Source organism: Johannesbaptistia floridana (assembly GCF_057440575.1).
On sequence record NZ_JALKVM010000009.1, the window covers coordinates 15307 to 36083 of the forward strand.

At 36.8% G+C, this 20777-nt stretch carries 15 protein-coding genes and 3 pseudogenes; 7 read left to right on the forward strand and 11 right to left on the reverse strand.

Going from position 1 to position 20777, the window contains the following annotated elements:
* Nucleotides 1–50: 50 nt before the first annotated feature.
* The 3 genes from MW688_RS00690 to MW688_RS00700 are packed head-to-tail and all read right to left on the reverse strand — an operon-like array spanning nt 51 to nt 2798.
* Nucleotides 51–818 (reverse strand): CmcI family methyltransferase, encoded by a 768-nt coding sequence (locus MW688_RS00690; protein ID WP_486733983.1) that lies wholly within the window; start codon nt 816–818, stop codon nt 51–53.
* Nucleotides 819–836: 18 nt separating this feature from the next.
* Nucleotides 837–1994 (reverse strand): TauD/TfdA family dioxygenase, encoded by a 1158-nt coding sequence (locus tag MW688_RS00695; protein ID WP_486733984.1) that lies wholly within the window; start codon nt 1992–1994, stop codon nt 837–839.
* Between the two features lie 36 nt (nt 1995–2030).
* Entirely contained in the window at nt 2031–2798 is a 768-nt protein-coding gene (locus MW688_RS00700; protein WP_486733985.1) for a CmcI family methyltransferase, read from the reverse strand.
* 87 nt (nt 2799–2885) lie between these two features.
* On the opposite strand from MW688_RS00700, the pseudogene MW688_RS00705 reads away from it, so the two are divergent.
* The 3 genes and pseudogenes from MW688_RS00705 to MW688_RS00715 all read left to right on the forward strand — a co-directional run.
* A pseudogene (locus MW688_RS00705) lies at nt 2886–3098 on the forward strand (DUF4277 domain-containing protein); the annotation flags it as partial.
* Nucleotides 3099–3223: 125 nt separating this feature from the next.
* Nucleotides 3224–3646, forward strand: a pseudogene (locus MW688_RS00710) (ankyrin repeat domain-containing protein); the annotation flags it as partial.
* Nucleotides 3647–3694: 48 nt separating this feature from the next.
* Nucleotides 3695–4270 carry a sulfite oxidase-like oxidoreductase gene (locus MW688_RS00715; protein ID WP_486733998.1) on the forward strand — a complete coding sequence of 192 codons (576 nt, stop codon included), beginning with the start codon at nt 3695–3697 and terminating at the stop codon, nt 4268–4270.
* Nucleotides 4271–4534: 264 nt separating this feature from the next.
* Here the strand turns inward: MW688_RS00715 and MW688_RS00720 are convergent, their stop codons facing one another.
* Nucleotides 4535–5401 carry a class I SAM-dependent methyltransferase gene (locus MW688_RS00720; protein ID WP_486733986.1) on the reverse strand — a complete coding sequence of 289 codons (867 nt, stop codon included), beginning with the start codon at nt 5399–5401 and terminating at the stop codon, nt 4535–4537.
* A 68-nt stretch (nt 5402–5469) separates the two neighbouring features.
* On the opposite strand from MW688_RS00720, the gene MW688_RS00725 reads away from it, so the two are divergent.
* A complete protein-coding gene (locus MW688_RS00725) occupies nt 5470–6912 on the forward strand; it encodes a pyridoxal phosphate-dependent decarboxylase family protein (protein WP_486733987.1) in 1443 nt (480 codons plus the stop codon).
* Nucleotides 6913–7187: 275 nt separating this feature from the next.
* Nucleotides 7188–8588 carry a mechanosensitive ion channel family protein gene (locus MW688_RS00730; protein WP_486733988.1) on the forward strand — a complete coding sequence of 467 codons (1401 nt, stop codon included), beginning with the start codon at nt 7188–7190 and terminating at the stop codon, nt 8586–8588.
* A 193-nt stretch (nt 8589–8781) separates the two neighbouring features.
* Here MW688_RS00730 and MW688_RS00735 read toward each other — a convergent pair whose 3' ends face one another.
* The 7 genes and pseudogenes from MW688_RS00735 to MW688_RS00765 all read right to left on the reverse strand — a co-directional run bounded on the left by MW688_RS00735 (nt 8782) and on the right by MW688_RS00765 (nt 18102).
* Nucleotides 8782–9042: a hypothetical protein gene (locus MW688_RS00735; protein ID WP_486733989.1), complete on the reverse strand. Its 261-nt coding sequence runs from the start codon at nt 9040–9042 to the stop codon at nt 8782–8784.
* A gap of 642 nt (nt 9043–9684) precedes the next feature.
* Entirely contained in the window at nt 9685–11544 is a 1860-nt protein-coding gene (locus MW688_RS00740; RefSeq protein WP_486733990.1) for a DCC1-like thiol-disulfide oxidoreductase family protein, read from the reverse strand.
* A 19-nt stretch (nt 11545–11563) separates the two neighbouring features.
* The gene (locus MW688_RS00745; RefSeq protein WP_486733991.1) at nt 11564–12496 is read right to left on the reverse strand and encodes a hypothetical protein; all 933 of its coding nucleotides are present in this window, start codon (nt 12494–12496) and stop codon (nt 11564–11566) included.
* Nucleotides 12496–13953: an MBOAT family O-acyltransferase gene (locus MW688_RS00750; RefSeq protein WP_486733992.1), complete on the reverse strand. Its 1458-nt coding sequence runs from the start codon at nt 13951–13953 to the stop codon at nt 12496–12498. The genes MW688_RS00745 and MW688_RS00750 overlap by 1 nt, the downstream gene beginning before the upstream one ends.
* A 277-nt stretch (nt 13954–14230) precedes the next feature.
* A pseudogene (locus tag MW688_RS00755) lies at nt 14231–14500 on the reverse strand (acyl carrier protein); the annotation flags it as partial.
* Nucleotides 14466–16286: an acyl-CoA dehydrogenase family protein gene (locus MW688_RS00760; protein WP_486733993.1), complete on the reverse strand. Its 1821-nt coding sequence runs from the start codon at nt 16284–16286 to the stop codon at nt 14466–14468. The pseudogene MW688_RS00755 and the gene MW688_RS00760, both read right to left, overlap by 35 nt.
* Before the next feature lie 34 nt (nt 16287–16320).
* Nucleotides 16321–18102: a fatty acyl-AMP ligase gene (locus tag MW688_RS00765; protein WP_486733994.1), complete on the reverse strand. Its 1782-nt coding sequence runs from the start codon at nt 18100–18102 to the stop codon at nt 16321–16323.
* A 150-nt stretch (nt 18103–18252) separates the two neighbouring features.
* Here MW688_RS00765 and MW688_RS00770 point away from each other — a divergent pair, with 150 nt between their 5' ends.
* Nucleotides 18253–19572 carry a cytochrome P450 gene (locus tag MW688_RS00770; protein ID WP_486733995.1) on the forward strand — a complete coding sequence of 440 codons (1320 nt, stop codon included), beginning with the start codon at nt 18253–18255 and terminating at the stop codon, nt 19570–19572.
* A gap of 13 nt (nt 19573–19585) precedes the next feature.
* Nucleotides 19586–20422, forward strand: a complete 837-nt coding sequence (locus tag MW688_RS00775) for an Rpn family recombination-promoting nuclease/putative transposase (protein WP_486733996.1) — start codon at nt 19586–19588, stop codon at nt 20420–20422.
* The last annotated feature ends 355 nt before the right edge of the window (nt 20423–20777 follow it).

The following is a 20777-nucleotide window of genomic DNA, read 5'->3' on the forward strand; positions in this document are numbered from 1 at the left end:
GCAATTGTTTTGTGTTGATTGTAAAAATAGAAAAAATCCAAAAATAATAGTTAAACCCTTTTCAATACCGAATTCCAGTTCTTAGAAACGTTATAGCCATACAGATCAAGATAGTAGGTATCTACGAGATATTCATCTTCATGATCTTTTAACCAATCCCGAATGAGATCGAGTTTACGATCAACCTGTTCAAGTTCTGAACTGTCTTGCCAACGATTTTCCCAATATTTAGGAACCATTTTATTGGTATCTTCAACAATCCAATAGTCTCCATTTTGTAAACCATTGTTGTGAAAATATTGCAAAATTCCCACCGTATTTACATGACAATCTTCTATCACTAACCAGGGATGGGGAAGGTTCTTAAGTAAATCAGAACTAAAGATTGCACTAATATTATTAGAGTCCCCCTCGATAAATTTAATCCGAGAGTCTGCTTTTGCCTTGTCATCAAGTAGGGAAAGATCAACATCAACAGAATAGACAGTACCTTTAATCTTAAAGGATTCTAAGAGATCAGCAAACCAAACAGCACTTCCCCCATCTAATGCTCCTAATTCAATAATAGTTTGGGGTTTGAGTTCTTTCACCAGCATAGGGTAAGCAGAGAGTTCAAATACCCCTTTGCTAATCAAAATATCTTTCCACGTTTGCAAAAAAGTCTTTTCCAAGAGAAGTTCCCACATGAACATGGGAAGATCGCTTCGATCTTCACGTTCAGAAATCTTGACAAAACGCTTTTTGTTAGTTGAACCGTACTGTCGCTGCGTTTCTTTTATAGCTATACGGTAATCGAGTAAATCATTTTGGCTACTCATGCAATAACTCCCATAGTTTTAAATTTTATTGTTTTGATTAATTGAGCCAGTCGCAACATTTTCCTCTAAAAAAAAGTGCTTGAACGCCATATAGTTCTTTCTGCCGACGAGATAATCCCATTCCGTAAAGGCAGTCTTAAGATGTCTAGCACCTGAATTGTGATCAAATGCTTCCCGTCCATGAAAAATACGATTATTCTGGGCTATGATGCAATCTCCTGGGGTGAGGCGAAATTTATATTGGTAATCAGGTTTCTTAAGGTATCGAAACCATTCGCAGTAAGCCTGATAGTAATACTCCATCCGATCAAACGGAATATCCCATGTCCAATTATGAGAATTATTAAAACAAATGCCAATAATTTCTCCTCTCGAATCCAGTTCAAAAATAGACTGGGTGCGACGATTGTACCAACGAGATTCTGAAAATAATTTTTCAAACTGAGCTGGTATTTCTACCAGTGTTTGGAAGTACTGAGGATGATCTTCCCGAAAATCTTCTGCAACACGGAAGCCATCTACTAAAATTGATTCTCCACCAGAAACTTCATTCTTAATACAATGCAAAAAATGCAGTAGATTAGCAGTATGTGTGAATATTTCATAATCATTATGGGGAAGAAGAGCATTGCTTGTTTGAGACAACCCATATTCTGGTGGTTCTATCCCCACTTCATAGAAATCACCGATTTCAGTGGAACGAATAGGACCAATGGTGCGAATCAAATCAGCTAGATTTTCAACATTACGCAATATAGTAAATCCGTAGGAATAAACTTGATCAATCCAATTCTCCTGTGGAGCGGTTTGAAAGTCATATTGCTTCAACGAATGGGATTTCAACCAGTCAAAATTCCAAAGTACTTGCTCTTGATTACGCTTGGCGATCTTTTCCTGTGCAGGACTACGATCCGATTCAGAACCATGATCATAAGCATGACTTAACAACCAAGGAATACTGTATCTACTTTGGTGAGGATGCTCTTCTTTCCAGATAATTTCCAGTTCTTGATCGTTAATATTCACCGATAAAGGGGTAGGCGTTTCTTGCTGTTCACTAATGTCAAAAATTTTTTGAAAAGAATAAGGCTCACGACACTGCGGACAAGAACAGTTATCTCGTAACCAAATATGGTGAAAACGTTTGCCTTTAACGGAAACAAAATTGCTAGTCATATTAATGATTTTCCAAAAGATAGATAGAAATAATGTTTAAATTCTTTTAAATACTGAATTCCAATTCTTAGAAACGTTATAGCCATACATATCAAGATAATAAGTGTCCACGAGATATTGATCCTCACGAGCTTTCAACCAATCCCTCAACTCATCAATCTTCCGCTCAATGAGATCGAGTTCTGGAGTGTCTTTCCAACGAGTCATCCAGTATTGCGGAACATTTTTATTAGTGTCTTCAACAATCAAATAGTCTCCACTTTGTAAGCCATTATTATGAAAATATTCACAAATTCCTACCGTATTCACATGGCAATCTTCTAAAACTAGCCAAGGATGGGGGAGGGTACTCAGTAGCTCAGGGGTTAAGACGGCACTAATATTGTTACAATCTCCCTCAATCCAATTAATCCGAGAGTCTGCTTTTGCTTTATCGTCGAGTAGGGACAGATCAACATCAACAGAATAAACAGCACCTTTTATCTTGAATGCTTCCAAAAGATCGGCAAACCAGATGGCACTGCCTCCACTTAATGCGCCTAATTCAATAATTGTTTGGGGTTGGAGTTCTTTGACTAGCATCGGAAAAAGAGATAGTTCAAACATCCCTTTATCAATAAAAACATCGTTCCAAGTCTGTAAAAAGGTCTTTTCCCAAAGGATTTCACACATTGACATAGGAAGATCGCTTCTATCTTCACGTTCAGAAATCTTGACAAAACGCTTCTTGTTAGTTAGACCGTATTTCTGCTGGGTTTCTTCTACAGCGATACGGTAATCAAGTAAATCATCTAAGTTACTCATGGAATCACTCCTAATTGTCTTTAATAATTATACAACGATTCTTGTTTTAAAACTTACTTAAATTTTGGGGATTAGGCGATCGCCACCATGAGACAGCGATCGCCTAATCTGACAGTTATTCGGGAAAATTCAAAAAAAGGACAACATTCCATAATACCACAAAACATTTTTGCAAGAGGTCTAGGGAACCATCCTCAAGAAATTATTAGTGCAGGAGTAGCAGTGAAAGCCATGATTATCAATGGTTTGGGTTTAGTGAGCGCTCCTCTGTATTTGTTTGAGAAATTTTTTGTTGGGAAATTTGAGTAGATTTTTAGAAGCGGTTAACAATAAAGAGATAATGAGGTAAAATTATTTTATGAAACGATAGCAAATATTGTCTCAATTTCAGATAAACCTTTTTGAAAATCCTGATTTTTATATTTATGATCCACAAAGGTTACAATTATTTTGCCAAAGTTGAAGACTCGATTTTAATTAAAGCAATAAAACAGAATAAACCATTAATATATCTTGAGAAAATCATTCAAAAAAACCCAGATTTTATTAACTCAAGAGGTATGCTAGGGAATACCGCACTTAATGTAGCAGTAAAAAATAACAGTCAAGAAATAATTAAAATGCTGTTAGAAAATGGATCCGATCCTAATATAGCTAACAATTTGCCTAATTCTCCTTTAATTTGGTCAGTGAAAGCAAAAAGGTCAATTTCAATAGTTGAACTATTGCTTCAATATAAAGCAGATGTTAATTTCATTGGACACATGAATAAAACTGCTCTTACATGGGCAAAAACTCATGAGCGAGAAGACATAATTGAGCTACTTCTGAAATATGGTGCCGATCCTGATCTTGCTGATCCAAATACTCTTGATGAAGAAGAAGAAACTTCCACTATTATCTTAAACCAAAAAGACAGAATACCCCCAGGTCAACACCTAGTTAAAAATTTTCCAGTGTTGACTTATGGTGGAACTCCTTCCATTAATATTGATAATTGGGAATTAAATATTTGGGGTAAGGTAAAAAAGACTAAATTGAATTGGTCAGACTTTATGAATCTCCCCCATCATGAATTTACTGAAGATTTCCATTGTGTTAGCAAATGGTCAAAACTTGATGTTAAATGGTCAGGGGTTAAAATATCTGATTTTATGTTTTTAGTCAAACTTGACTCAGATGTAACAGATGTTTTAATACATTGTTATGGTAATTATACTACTCAGCTTACTTTAGAAGATTTTTTACATAAAAATAATTTCTTTGCTGATAAGCTATTTGGAAAACCATTACCATTAAAACATGGTTATCCTATGCGTTTAGTCGTTCCCCATCTTTATGCTTGGAAAAGTGCTAAATGGGTTAATGGGATAGAGTTTCTTGACCATGAAGAATTGGGGTTCTGGGAACAAAATCACTATCACAAACGAGGAAACCCTTGGATTGAAGAACGTTATGTTAAGATTTTTTAGCGATCGCGGTCCTTGAACAATGCTACTAATCAACTATTCGGGCTAAACCTAGCGAAGATACTGTTGGCGAAAGTAATCTGAACGTATTTTTAAACTGTCGGTGGAAGCATAATATTGCTGGAATGGCTTGCTTATGCTTCCAATTAACTTCGGCAACATTATGCTTCAAACGTCTCTAATCCTTGCCGGCTATATATTCAAGTTCAACCGAGAGTCTATTCCCCTCCGTCGAACTCACGTATATTTTAGATGCGTTTGCCCTGTCTACTTTTGACATAAATAAAAAAACCACCCCAACTCTTTTCTATCTATTGCTTCACATACTTTCTGGTAAGAAAAGGTAGGAGAAATATATTTTTCTGGATTTAGTCCAGAAGAATCATACAAAGCTTTAACCTCTGTTTCATGTTGATGTGCAAGTTTAGAAAGCAATTCATAACTTTTATATAAATGACGATCTAAATTCTCAGTTTGTAATATCTTGAAGCCAAGTTCACTGAGAAAATCACCATAGGATTCACCACTAAATAGAGGTTTAAAAAGTATCCGATCATAAACATATTTATAAGCAGTTTCGCTTAGTGCTTCAATGGGTATTGGTGTAATCAGATCATCAAATAGAAACTTTCCTCCAATTTGAAGAACTCTATAGACTTCCATTAATGCTTGTTTACGCTCATGAACATGGTATAAAGTAGCTTGACTCCAAATATGTGTAAAACTGTTGTCAGGAAAGGGAAGTTGAGTTGCAGATGACTTTTGAAAAGAAAGAGGCAATGAAGGATGGTCTTGAGCTAATGCGATCGCATTAGCTAGACGATCGCTACTCAAATCTATTCCGACCACCTCACATCCTCTTTGCTGTGCTAACCAAAGGGCCGAATTGCCATTCCCACAGCCGATATCAAGTACCCGAGACTCAGAATTAATACCACTACGCTCAAGCATACATTGATTCCACCGTTTAGAAGCTGGTAAAAAATCTTGTGTACCTAATTCGGCTGAATCGGGATTTTCAAAATATCCCCAGTGAAGACTACCTTCTTGATCCCAAAAGGCTTTGCACAGTTTATCTACATGAGCATAAAGTTCTTCTGTTTTAGTTTCAGTAAATTGATTTGAATTTATCATATAATTGTTTGAGGATTTATTAGATTAGTCCATAATACATCAAAACAAGAGCAATAATCATTAAAAATATGAAAAATCTAGAAACTATACATCTAGTAGTTGAACTGATCATCAATTATTTAGAAAAAAATAATAATCCTGAGCAAAAAGTTCTTGATTATCATAATATTAATGAACTCAAACACAAACTTAATCTAAACTTACCTCAACAAGGTGTTCCTTTAGAAAAACTGATTCCTTTAATTAAAGAGTATTTGCAATATAGTATTCGTACTGGTAGTCGCCAATTTTTGAATCATCTCTGGGGGGGCTTTGAAATATCTGGTTTACTAGCAGAAATGATTACCAGTGTATCTAATACATCCATGACATTATCTGAAAGTGCCCCTATTGCTTTGTTGATGGAACAAGAATTAATTAAAGCTCTCAACAATTTAATTGGTTTCATCGACGGAGAAGGTTTGATGGTGACAGGAGGAAGCAATGCTAATTTAATCAGTATGCTCTGTGCAAGGCATAAATTCTTTCCAGAAGCTAAATATCAGGGTTTAGGACATAGTAAGTTGGTTGCTTTTACTTCTGATCAAGCTCACTTTTCTTGGCTAAAAGCAACTAATGTCGTCGGTATTGGCATGAATAATTTAATAAAAGTGAAGTCTGATGATCACGGACGCATGAGTCCCGAAGAATTACAAATTACTATACAAAAAAGTTACGATCAAGGGCAAACTCCTTTTTTTGTGGCTGCAACCTCTGGAACGAGCGTTTTAGGGGCATTTGATCCCTTATCAGCTATAGCAGAAATTACTAAAAAATATGGGCTTTGGCTTCATGTAGATGGTGCTTGGGGTGCGCCTGTTTTGTTTAGCCAAAAATACAAGTATTTGCTCAAAGGAAGTGAGTTAGCTGATTCTTTTACTTGGGATGCCCATAAGTTAATGGGAGTGCCTTTAGTTTGTTCGGCTATCTTAATTAAAAATAAAGGCATATTAAGTAAGACTTGCTCTAGTCAAGGGACTGATTATGTTCATGATCAGGAAAATGCTACTGACGATTATAATCCCGTACAAATGTCTTTGCAATGTAGTCGTAAAGTAGATTCCCTCAAGTTTTGGTTAGCTTGGCAATCTCATGGCAGTTTAGGTTATGAGATAATGGTTGATCATCTATTTGAATTAGCTGACTATGCAGTAGATTTTATTGCTCAAACTGAAAATTTAGAATTAATTATTAAGCCAGAATTTTTTAATATTTGCTTTCGTTATAACCCCCCGAATACTAATTTATCTCTTGAGACTTTGAATGAACTTAATTTAGAAATTCGCAATCGTCTATTCTATTCTGGTGAAGTTTTTGTCAATTATGCTCATTATCAAGATCAACTGATGATTCGCTTGATTTTGACTAACCCTGAGTTACAAAAGGAGGATTTAGATTATTTTTTTCACAAGTTAATTAAAACCGGTGAAGCGATCGCGGTTGAGCGGCACTGCGCGATCGCAATTTCTTAGTTGTTACCCACCCAGCCCCACATCTTTCGTCACATAAAAAATGATGGATTGTCACCTGGTCGCCAAAAATCTCTGTGCAAACATATGTACTGTAAAATAACCGACACAATATCAAGCCTCGTTGATTTGTTAGTCAACCCAGATTCTGAAATCTTGAGAGCGATCAGTTGTTGCCAATTCTTGTCACCCCGTCAACAATTTGTTACAATTAGAGAATGAACTAAAATTAGAAATACTCCCTTTTTAACTCAGTTTGAACAATTTGAAGGTAGGCAATGAGTCAGTCACTTATTATAATCAGATTTCAGGGGATCGCCGCTACTACCGTGATTTCGGTGTGGGCTATTTTTGGACTTCCTGCTCTGTCTCAAGAGACACAAGGAGAAGGACAGCCCCCATCAACAGAAGTGACAGAAGTGGTGGAAGAAGCCGAAAAACCAGCCCCCCTCAAGGCAATTACAGCCGATGATCCCCAAATTCCCTTGGATCAACTGACGGTATTATTGAAACCATTAACTCAAGAACAACTACAAGCCGAGGCTGATGCGTGGTTTCTTATCTTACAGAAGAAAGCCCAAGAAATTAGTGACTTAGAATATTCGGTTAAACTTCACGAAGATGAAATTGATGGAGATGTTGATACAGACAAAGAGGAGAAAGTGATTACGGTCACTGAACTCCAGATAGAACAAACTAATCTTGTCAATCGTCTCAACACGGTTTTAGATAAATTAGAAGCCAAAGGCGGTGAACCCACAACTTATCGGCAATATGTCAGCGCAGTGAGCAATCTCGAACTGGATATTACCAATACGCAAGGGATCAGATTAAGAGTCATCACTTGGCTTCAGTCTCAAGAAGGGGGAATCAAGGTAGCAATTGCCCTACTCAAATTTTCTGGGATCTTAGTCGTAGCCAATATTGTCGCCCCTCGTGCAGGCAAGGTAACAGATATGGCCCTCGCTCGGATCAGCACTCTTTCCACCCTCTTCCGTGGATTTATTGTTATGGTAGTCAAGCGGTCTGTGGTGGTGGTGGGGGGACTGCTGGCTTTGGCAGCGATTGGGGTCAATTTAGGTCCAATTTTAGCCGTGATCGGTGGTGCTAGTTTTGTCTTGGCCTTTGCCTTACAGAGTAACTTAGGAAACTTTGCCAGTGGGCTCATGTTGCTGATCAATAAACCCTTTGATGTGGGGGATGAGGTGAAAGTGGCAGGGTATTGGGCTTATGTCGATTCTATCTCTCTGGCTAGTACGAAACTGAAGGATTTTGCTGGAAATATCATTACCTTACCTAACAATACTGTTTGGGGGGGAGACATCATTAACTACAGCCATGGGGAGATTCGGAAACTTCAACTGCCCATCCATGTCAAATTTACACAAGACATCAATGAGATTGAGAAAATGTGGATGGAGATTACGGCGGCACACCCTAAAGTTCTCGAAGACCCTGCACCTAGCTTGTTTCCTTGGAATTCCGAATATAACTACTATATTTGGGTTGGTCTGAGCGCATGGTCAAAAACCGATGACTATTGGACTACTTATGCTGACTTGCTCAAGCAGTTGCAGCAAGGCTTAGAAGAGCGAAAGATCGAGTTAGCTGCTCCCATCCAAGCCATCAAAGTAGAGCCTTCTTTAGCAGAAACTACCGATAATCTCCTCAATTCTTAGAAATTAGCTTAATTAGATTAACTAGGAGTTACGCATTGATAAATTAAGCAAAATATGCCTAACTTCAAATAGAGACAGCGATCGCTAATTATTAGAGTCATTAAAATCGGCGTAATAATAACAAAAACTAATCTCAGTAGATCACAAAGTCAGTTTGAAACAAGCGATCGCCACCAAAAATCATAAGTTTTAATTATGTAGCAGGAGAAGGAAGACTCGAAAGATTATCTTTTGGAATATAAACATCCTTTACTGTGCAAAAAATTTGGTCAACGGCTTGGCGTAAAAAAGAGAGCATCTGTTTTAAAGGAAACTTATCACGGTAAATTAACCGTCCTCCCCGTCTAGGTTGACTAATTTTTCGCCAAAGAAAGTTAACCCAAATATTGACAAGAAGAAAAGAAACACCAACAAAGAGAAGTCTGAGAATAGGGTTTTTAGTCGTCGTTCTCATCCGACAAACATTTTTCAGTCTATAGCTACTTTCAACCCCAAAACGCCGACGGTAACTTTCTCGAATATGGGGTTTTTGGGCTGTTTCAACTTAAATTGGCGATCGCCGATAAAATTTTCGCCTCTTTGAAACTGACTTTGTGATCTACTGAGGAGGAAAATTATTAATAAATAAAACAAAAGAATAAAATGAGAAGAAGTGAATCTAAAAAGGCAAAAGAGTTTGTTGAACCCAACATATAACTGATTAACTAATAAAGCACTAAACTATATTTATGCTTCAAATATTACTCTTTTATACTTGATTTCTGATGGAAATACTAACCGTTTGAGCCTTTACCCAGTAAAGCTTTTAAATAGTTCGTCACCCTGTGAGGTATTATTCACAATCTACCCTGTAGGTTGGGCGCGAGAGAAAACCTGCTCAAAATTGCCAGCCTTTACCAGTTAATGGTTTGGGGTCACAAATAACTTGTGAAGTGGCGGAGAGCGCCTCCCAATAACTCAAGATTATTGACCACAAAACAGCCTCTAAGGCGCTCTCCGCTTTCGCTGGCAATTTTGAGTAAGTTTATTGCACCCCCTTGGTAACGAAACCCAACAATATAACTCGTTGTCTCCTTTTTCACCCGTAGCCTACTTATTACTTTTGTTCAAAATTAGAGCAGGATTGTTCCCAATCAAGATTCTTTTCTACATTTTGAATTTCTCCAGGAGGTACTGTTCTTTCTGACATAAAATAAATATCTAGACTATCTAATTGTTTATCCCCACTATACTCATCATTCCACTGTCTACACAAATAGTTCCCATAGTAGGGGTATAACTTGTTACCAATAGCACGATTGAGATTAATAAAATAGGTGCGCCATTGCATATTTCTATAGATAGCATCTCTTTGTTGTCGGGTTAGTTTTTCCCAACTCACATCACTACCTGGTTTAAGTAGATTCACGGTTGTTCCATCTTTTAATTTCCCCTCAATTACGTGCCATCCGTCGTCTCTTGGTGGCGCTGGGGCAAAAATACTCCAACTTTGGTCTAGTCTGGTTAGATTAGCAATTATACCCAGTGTTTGAAAAGTTTTTCTACTGAGCAATTTATGGGTTGAACTAATCCAACCCTGTTTTGGTTCTCCACTACGATAATAACTTTGATCTACATAGGTTTTAAAATTAAAAATAGTAGCTAAACCTAACAGAGAAAAAGCAATAATAGTTAGAATCCAAGAATGATTTACTTCTATAGCCCTATATTTTAGAGGTGCAGTCAATTTACCCGCTACACGACGATTAGAAGCAATAGTTTTATAAATCTTATTTCCTATCCCCATTAAAGGCTTTAACCCCATAATCGGCGCTAACCAAAATAAAATTGGAGATAAACTGACAAGATAAACCATTGCTTCCCATTGATAATAGCGATTTTTCTTTTCATCTTCTACTACCCAGGAGTTTCTCTCCTGCATATCAGCATAGATAGAGGGATTATCTTGAGCTTTTACTACTGGTGTGCCTGGTAAAATTAAAAAAGTACGAAGTAATAGTACAATCTTTTTACAAAAGCCACAATCTGCATCATAATTAATTCTTAATCCAGCCCTTTCTGGAGTATTGAGTCTTTTAGCCAATCTATCCCAAACATTACTAGGAATAAAAGCTAACCAGTGAGAAATGCTCAAAAAAGGAAAAATACCAATCTGAAGAGATAAGCCAAAGCCAATATGTAACAAAATAAAGGAAATAATCGCTACACATCGGAAAAAACTGGTGCGAAACGGTATAAATACCATTAGAGGTCCTACCCACTCAAAGATTAGGGTGGTAAGAGTGAATATTTTTTGAATACCCAGAGGTAATTTAGTCAGAATACCACCAAAAGCCGCAGCATATTGGTCAAAGTGTAAAGCATAGTATACCGCTTCTCCGTTTGGCCACCATATCTCACTTTTGGTTTTAAATGCTGCTGACCATATATATATGTAGCAAATTTGTATAATAAAAGCAACAGTAGCTCCTGAGACAACTCGCTTAGGTAATGGTTTAGTTGATATATTTAAGGCACTATCTATGGAATAACAAGCACCAAGGGGCAAAAACATAGACCAAAATAGCACGGCCCTCAAGACATCATCGGCAGCAAAAATTAAGACGGGGTTACGGTTATGAATAGAAATAACCATTGCCCAAGCGGCAATAGTAGCCAGTCTAGTACGATAGCCTACTAATAATAATATGGCGATAAATAAAGCTAATAAAAATATTAACCATTGTATAAAAGATTGACCACTAATCAAGTTGATTGACCAGTACCAAGATTTATTAATTCCTTCGGCAAGAGCTGCTCTAGGTAAGATACCAACATCAGTATAGTGAGAGTTTATTTCTCCCATTCTTATCAGTAAATCGGCGATTATTACCAAGGCTAGGGTAATGCGAAATAGAGCGAGAGAGCGCAAATCAAAACCGAATATTTCTTCTATTTTATTTATTTTTGTAGCCATATTATTTAGTTAATCAAGTTTAGTTTGCTTCGATTTTTTTAATTATTGGTTGTAATTGCTTTACTAATTCCTTAGCTCTAATTTTTCGCGATTCAGGTAAAAGATGATAATGAGTGTCAGCAAAGAGGCTAGAATCAGTTTTGAGGTTTAAAGATTGGGGGTCGTAAATTAGGGGGGCAATTTTTTCTAATTCCTGGGCTGTTTTGAGAACGTTTTGAACTGTTTTGGCATCAGTTTGAGCATAAACCCAAGGTAATGAGATAATTAAGTGAGCATCTTTTGCTTCTAACTCTTCACGAAATTTTTTGATTTCTTTGACGGCGTGGGGAGAGATAGATTGTGATATAGAAAGTTTCCACCATTCGCTAGTACGATTTTTGGTGATAACAGGATCGCCTTGTTTGGTAACAGGTCCATAATACCCAGTAATTTCGCCCTCCTCAATTAAATCTACTGCCGATTCACTCAAAGAGCGCAGACTGGGAATTCCTAATAACCAGGTATCTTGGACTAGTTGTTTGAGAGGAACTTCTGTTAAATTCAGGTTACCCGTTGCTAAGGCAAAACCCACAGAGCGATCGCCTACTCCATCTTCATCCAAAAGCAACATATATTCAGGAATAAACAGGACAATATCTCCTGGTTTAACTTCTTCAATCGCACTGGACAATATCAGATTTAAACCTACAGGTCCATCTAAACCGAGATTTAATACAGGCATACCTATACCTTCTTCAATCATGGGAGAATTAATCGTAAAATGAGCTCCTGATCCCCCAATAATTATCAATCTATTGGAGGCATTAATTTCGGCGCTGTTGGCTACTTTCGCGTTGTACATTCGCCGCAGCCAACTTAATTCTCCCACATAGTAAACGTTATATACGTAACCTAGACTCCAAGCCAAGCTACCAGCAATTAACCAAGGAAGTAGTTTTTTAGGTTTCCACATTAGAACTCAAAGTAAATAAATTCAGAAGGAGTATTAGCAGCTAGTAAGATGGTTAAACCAAATAATATGGGCGCTATCGATAGTAGTAACTCATATTCAAATTTTTCTTGTCTAATGGCTAAATATTCCATCATCAATGATCCTATTGATAAGCTCAATAGTAACACTAAGGCGAATATTTGGTTAGGAGTATATTGATTAAACAAAGAGGCTAAATTAGACAATGAATAGGTGAATGGATTTAAAATTGTTTTCAACTTCAGCAACAATCTACTAATATCTGTATCCATAAAGAACATACAACCAAGAGTTACCGCCCCAAAAGTTAGACCCCAGGAGAGAAATTCTGTTTTCACATAGTCAGTATACTTGCCGATAAACTTGTAAAAAGGTCTGCCTAAATAACGCAATATTAACAATAATGCCCCATGATAAGCTCCCCAAATAATAAAATTCCAGGCGGCACCATGCCAAAAACCTGAGAGAGTGAAGGTAAGAAATAAAAATAAAGAGGCGTATTTTTTCTTTCTGCCCATTAGTTGTAAGAAAACATAATCTCTAAACCAAGTACTCAAAGTAATGTGCCAACGTCGCCAGAATTCGTTGATATTTTCTGAGGTATAGGGGGCTAAAAAATTGAGAGTCAGCTTAACACCCAAGCATCTAGCTAAACCTACAGCAATAAAGCTATAACCAGCAAAATCGAAGTAAATCCGCAGGGTAAATAAAAAAGCCTGAAACCAAATCATCCAGGGGTTAGCATCTTGAGTTACATCTATAAAAATAAACAGGTTATCCGCCAAAACAAACTTCATAAAAAAGCCCAGAGACAACCAGCGAAAACCTTCGTATAAATTTTCTAAGGTAAATTTGAAGCGAAATGAGGATATTTGAGGAAACAAATCAATTCGCCGTTCAATAGGTCCTGCGACGATTTGAGGAAAAAACGAGACAAAATTAATGTAATCTATAAAACCAATGGGTTTTTTCCTCCGAGCCGTTAAAGAATCTACTACAAAAGAAATCATCTGAAATGTATAAAACGATACTCCCGGAGGAATATTGTTTTTTACAGAAATAGGAAGCAATTGTGGCCAATTTTCTGGCACATTGACTACTAACCCTATTACATCTTCTATAAAAAAGGTTAAATACTTAAAATAGGCTAAAACAGAAACATTGAAAACAATCACTATGGTAGCAATTAATTTAGCTTGCCAACCTTGACGGCGTAGCATTAATTGCACCATCAGGTAGTTAAACACCACCTCAACGGCAAAGATCAGAAAACTAGAACTGCTGGCATTGTAAAATAAAATCAGGGACAAAGACATCAAGCCGAGGCTATCTAAGATATCTGGCCACAAATTACGCCACTTCATTAAATAGCGAACCGTGAAAAAAGGAACGCTAAACCAAAACAAAATCCACCAGAAATTAAAATCCGAGTAATTCACAACAGATATTTAAATCAGATCAATAAATAATATAGTCTTTTTCTACAGGCGTAGTGTACAGCAGGGGTTTTTGTTCTCAAGTATCAGAAGATAGGGGGGGGAAGTGTGGGAGGTTTAGGAGATGGGGAGGTTTTTAATATTACCTAAATCCCCTAACCTCTTCCCATTTGCTGGTAAATTGTCTTTAATTGTTACACTATTTTGGTGTTCCCTGCTATACTGCTTACCACCACCAATACGGAAGAACTGATTATGAGTTTTCTAATTAGCTAATACAGCTTTCTATATCATAATTTTCTGCCAGGTATTTAGCTGATTTTTCGATAGTTGGGTAATCCCAAAACAAAGTAGAAGGAAGGTCTAAATCTAACCAATCTTCTAAATCTCCCACAATAGTTACAGCATCAATAGAATCTAAACCATAACGTGTCAATGGTTTAGTCACATCAATTTTACTAGTATCGAGAGATAGTTGTTCTGCTAATTGATTTACTAACCAGTTTTCTACCGCTTCAATTGGCTTGGACATAGAGTTTTGAATTTGCATTAGTTTTATCCTCTTTTATGGTTATTTGTCTATTATTTTGAGCTAGTTGTAATGGTACTATAGAAAATAGTCTATCTTGTTCCACAAGTTTTATCATCTCTTGAGCAAGATTTTCACACATCTCTTCTGAGATACAGTATGGCTTATGTTGCCATTTACTTAGTAATTTATGTAAACTTAGCACTAACCATTCTCCCTTGGCAAAAAATTCCCCAAGATTTTGACGGTTGTAAATCCATACATGTAGACAACAGGCTGCTGTGTGTAAATTGCAATATTTTTTAGCAATTTCAAATAGTTCGGGAGATTGGTGATGACCATATTCAAATTTAGATTCAGCGATGAGTTCATCGTGCTTATCTAATTCTGCCACAACTATTTCACTTAACTCTATTAACAGAGACAGTGTTTTTTGATTTACATCTTCATCTGTTAGTTTTTTCAACTCTTCTAGCGATAATTCTAACCCTTGTAAAGGATAATCTAAACCTCTTCCGAATAAAGTTAATTTTTGAGGGACAAAAGTTGGTAAATCTTCTTCTAAAGAAAAAATTGTTTTTAGTATTGGTTTAATTTTTTCTGCTGTTTTTGGGTCTCTGCGGCGGCGTTGTTTGGTTAATTGACGTAGTTGTAAAATCAAGGCGTGTAAGTTAACTACAGAACTCCCATCAAACATACTGATAATTGAATTATCTCTTAGGAGTTTTTGGAATATGCCCGATTCATGTTCTTCGCGCAGATAAAAACGAGAACCCAAAACCACAGAAACGTTATTAATCATGGTTTCTAGTTGGGTGGTTACGAAATATTTCACCACTGATGCCCAAACACTAAATTGTTCGGGGATAACATGAAATCCTCTCGCTGAAGCAATAGTTTGACAATCACATAGTAATATATCTATGAACCCATTTACTAAAGTTTGTCGCGCATGGGGAAGGTCAAAAACAGTCTGGTTATAGATTTTTCTCTCTAAGGCAAAGCGAATAGTCGTTCTCAAGGCTGTATCGGCGGCACCATGGGAAAATGCTGCACAAAGAGTGCGGGTAATTTGAAAGCCTTTTAGAGCTAATTCTAAGCCATCTCCTTCGTTTTGGAGAAGCATAGATTCAGGGATAAAACAATCTTTAAACCCAATCCCACTCATATCAGAGGCGCGGATACCGTGGGTGAGAATTTTGGGCAAATTATAATAATTTTCTGGGTTAATTTCGCTTTTATCTACAGCAAACAAACTCAGAGATTTAGCACCACCTTCTAGGTTAGTTTTAGCTAAAATGTAGGCAACTCCACAAATAGTAGCGCGGTTGATGGGCCATTTTTCTCCATTGAGAATATAGCCTCCTTCTACTTTTTGAGCGGTTAAATCTCCTCCTATCAAATCGCTACCATGTTCTTTTTCAGAATAACCTAAACAGACAGCCCCATTTTCTTTTCTAAGATATTGGGATAGTTTTTGCTTTTGTGTTTCTGTTCCTGCCATCCAAGTCAAAAAAGACCAAAACAGAGTAGTAAAAGCTATGCCAATGGTTTGATCTCGACGAGATAATACTCTAATAATAGCTACTAATTCTTCAAAAGAGGTAAATTTTCCACCACAATTACTGGGTATATAATAATCTTGAAGTTGCCAATCATAGAGCCAGTTTATTTGTTCATGGGGAAATTCTTCTGACTCATCTATCTCGATAACTTTTGAGAAAGACATGATGCTATCAGGATTTCTGGGATCTCCCAAATCTTTTTCTAATGCTTGAGCAACTGAATACTGGTATAGTTTTTCCATAAATTGCATTTTTTTGAAGATCTTTTTCTTGATTTTAATTCAAATGAGCTATTATTTGGGGATTTTCACACCAAGCGGCTATGATTGTTAAGTTACCATTGCTAAAGTTGTTACGGCAAGCCCGACGCTGTATTTTTCCACTGGCGGTTTTCAGAATATTTCCCGGCTTAGCTAAAACTACTGCATAGGTTTGTATTTCGTGTTCTTCGGCTACTGCTTGAACGATATCGGCAATTAGCTTATTTGTGTCTAAATCTCCGCTTTTTCTGTCGATTTCTTGAACAATTACCAGTTTTTCTGTGTTTTGCTCTTCAACAGCAAAGGCTGCACCATAATCAGGACGGAGGGCCGGATGTACACTCTGTACTGTCCATTCAATATCTTGGGGGTAGTGATTGGTGCCGTGGATGATAATTAAGTCTTTGATTCTCCCAGTGATAAATAGTTGCTTGTCTTTAAGAAAGCCTAGGTCTCCTGTACGCAAAAATGGACCCTTTCCAGTGTCTTGGAGATAAGCTTGGAAGGTTGCCTCTGTTTCTGCTGGTCTTTTCCAGTAGCCTTGGGTAACACTTGGGTCTGATACCCAAATCTCTCCAACTTCATCGGGAGCACACATAGTGAGAGAGTCGGGATTGGCGATCGCCACTTGGGTATTTTCCACTAATGCCCCACAACTGGGCATAATTCTCACTCCTTGGGTTTGTTGAGGATTAGCTTCTACTACCTTATTTTTCTCTAAAGCTGCGGCATCAAACTTACACAGTAGGGGTTTTTCTCCTTTGGGTTTACTAGAAACTAGTAGGGTATATTCTGCTAATCCGTAGGCAGGGGCAAAGGTATTCCAACTAAAACCACAATCTGAGAAGGTTTCTACAAATTTTTCCATTACCTGAGGGTTAATTGGTTCTGCGGCGTTTCCTGCGGCTTGCCAGCTACTTAAATCTAATTCTACAATTTCTTTGGGTTTAACTCTACGAACACATAAATCATAAGCAAAGTTAGGTGCTTGACTATGAGTCGCCCTATATTTAGTTATATTGCGTAGCCACTGTATCGGTCGTTTAATAAAAGAAAAGGGAGACATGAGATAACAGGGGGTACTATTGTACAAAGGCACAATCATCCCCTCTACTAGTCCATAATCGTGAAAATAAGGCATCCAGGTGATACTTATGCTATTGGAGTCATAACCACAGGCTTTTTGCAGGTAATTGGCGTGGTGTATCAAATTAAAATGAGATAGCATCACTCCTTTTGGTGTGGAGGTTGAACCAGAGGTATATTGTAAATAGGCTAAATGGTCTTTTTCTACCTGGGGATCTTCCCATTTTTCTGCTAATTCTAGATCTACTTCTGTTGTATCTATCCAACGTATTTGGGAAAATTCGGGAAACTCATCTCTAACATTTTCAATCAAAGAGAATATCTCTGGAGTAGTTAAAGCTAAGGTAGCTTCAGCATCTTTTACTATAGCTCTAAGTCGGGGTAAAGTTCTTTTGATTCTTCCTGATTCTGGTGGTGGCACAGGAATTGCTATTACTCCTGCATAGAGACAACCACAAAAAGCGGCGATTACCTCTATACTTTGAGGATAGAGTAATAAAGCTCTTTCTCCCTTAGCTTGGTATTGTTGCAAGGTAGCGGCGATCGCCCTTGCCTGTTTATCTAATTCTCCATAGGTAATCGGGGTGCTTTCTTGTTTACCATTAATTAAAAAAGTATAAGCATGGCGATTACTCTCATTAAGCGCTTTTCCTCTCAGTAGTTCTATTAGTGTAGAGGGAATTTGATTAGTTGTGTTTTGGCTTTGAGTCATTTTTTATATTTTTTTCCATAGGTGTTAGATTAGTTATCATATTACTTAATAGCTCTATCAGATTGATGGTGTAAACTCTGATTACCCTTCTCAATACTCATCTTAATTGTATTTTGCACAACATCTACTTAGTTATACTAAATATTAATTATGCGACAATCTTTACCTTTACCGCCTGGTGATTTAGGACTGCCTGTAATTGGAGAAACTCTAAGTTTTTTCAATGATTCCCAATTTTATAATAAAAAATTAGACAAATATGGCCAAGTATTTAAAACCAATATTCTCGGAAAAAATGTGGTGGTGATGGTGGGAGCAAAAGCTAACCAATTTTTATTTAAAAATGAAAATAAATATATAGTTTCCACTTGGCCAAAAAGTACTAAAATCTTATTAGGTCCTAGTTCTTTAGCAGTACAACAAGGAGAATTTCACACTTCACGACGTAAACTCCTCTATCAAGCATTCCAACCTAGAGCTTTAGCTAGTTATTTACCTACAATGGCACAAATAACTCAAAACTATTTAAGCAAATGGCAAAAATTAGGAGAATTAACTTGGTATCCAGAAATCAGAAATTATACCTTTGATGTTGCTTGTAAATTGTTAATAGGTATTGATAATGGTTCTCAAACTCCTTTAGGTAATTTATTTGAAGAATGGGTAAAAGGATTATTTTCTCTAGCAATTCCTCTTCCCTGGACACAGTTTAGTAAGTCATTACGATGTCGTAAAGCTTTACTCAAGGAGATAGAGAAAATTGTAGAACAAAGGAAAAAAGAAAATAAACAGGGAGAAGATGCCCTATCTCTACTATTACAAGCTAAAGACGAAGATGGTAATAGTCTTACTCTCGAAGAATTAAAAGACCAAGTTTTGTTACTGTTATTTGCCGGACATGAAACTTTAACTTCAGCTTTAGTTTCTTTTGGTTTATTGGTGGGACAACATCTGGAGGTGAAAGAAAAGTTACGGGAAGAACAAGATAATTTAGGCATAACTTTACCCTTGACTCTAGACAAATTAAAACAGCTTACCTATTTAGAACAAGTACTTAAAGAAGTCTTACGCTTGATACCTCCAGTCGGGGGAGGTTTTCGGGAGGTTGTGGAGTCTTTCGAGTTTGAAGGTTATCTTATCCCTAAAAATTGGCTTATACAGTATCAAATAGCCCAAACACACCAAGATGAAACCATATATCAAGATTATCAAAAGTTCGACCCAGAGAGATTTTCCCTCTCTAGAGAAGAAGATAAACAAAGTAGCTTCGGTTATATTCCCTTTGGCGGAGGCTTGAGAGAATGTTTAGGGAAAGAATTTGCCAGATTAGAAATGAGAGTTTTTGCTTCCCTGTTAATACAACAATACGATTGGGAATTATTACCCAATCAAGACTTAAACATGACTGGTGTCACTCCCCATCCCCAAGATGGCTTAAAGGTTAAGCTAACTCAGAAGAAAATCCCATAGTTGAAAAAGAAGTATGTTTGATAATGTTTGCAAATTTATAGCGGAAAAATTCTCCTCTGATTTAGCTCAATGGTTGTTGGGTGAAACTATTGACCTAACAGTACTTGAACCAAGTGAACTACAAGTTGAACCCATTCGAGCTGATAGTGTCATCTTTCTACAATCAGCCAATAAAATACTGCATGTTGAATTCCAAACAGATCCAGTACCTGATATACCTTTCAGAATGACTGATTATCGTTTGAGATTATATCGCCGTTATCCTGACAAAGAAGTTTATCAAGTAGTAATTTACTTAAGAAAAACTGGTTCAAGTTTAGTTAATCAGACAACTTTCGCTTTAAATGGAACACAGCATCAGTTTAATGTGATTCGTCTATGGGAAGTGCCATCAGAACAATTCTTAGAGTCATCAGGTTTATTACCTTTTGCTGTATTATCTCAAACAGATAATCCAGAAAACATTTTACGGCAGGTAGGAAATAAAATAGACTCAATTGAAGATAGAACTCAAAAAAGTAATTTAATGGCTACCAGTGCGATTTTAGCAGGTTTGGTTTTAGATAAAATATTTATTAATAGAGTGTTGAGAGAAGAAATTATGAAAGAGTCAGTAATTTATCAAGAAATACAAGCTGAAGCTGAAGAAAGAGGAAAACAAGAAGGCAAACAAGTCGAAGCAGCTTATCTAGTTTTAAAACTATTAAACAGAAAAGTCGGTACAATTTCGCAAGAATTAACTGAACAAATTCGTAATTTATCTGTAGAAGAATTAGAAAACTTGGGAGAAGCGCTACTAGATTTTCAAAGTCTATCAGAATTAGAAAACTGGTTAAACCATCAAAAATAACTTCTTAGTTTTATCTATTTATATCAACTATAGCAATTCTCATACTGGTGAGGTACAGAAGTTATCCTTTTGAGGCAGTAGGCAGGAGGCAGGAGGCAGGAGTTAGGTACAATCTCATGAGTCCGAAAAATGCTATATATAGTTATTAATCTACAAAATCTTTTTATCTTTGCCCTTAAGGAACCTCACATCTTCCACCAGTACTTATGTACTAAATTAACCTCAGAAAAAGTTCATTTCTCTTTAGCCTAAGATCGTAGCAAAGGTCAACCAATTTTTAAGCGTTGAGCATTAATTCTTTACTTCAAAACTCATTACTTCAAAACTCATTACTCAACCACCACCAGTAACATTA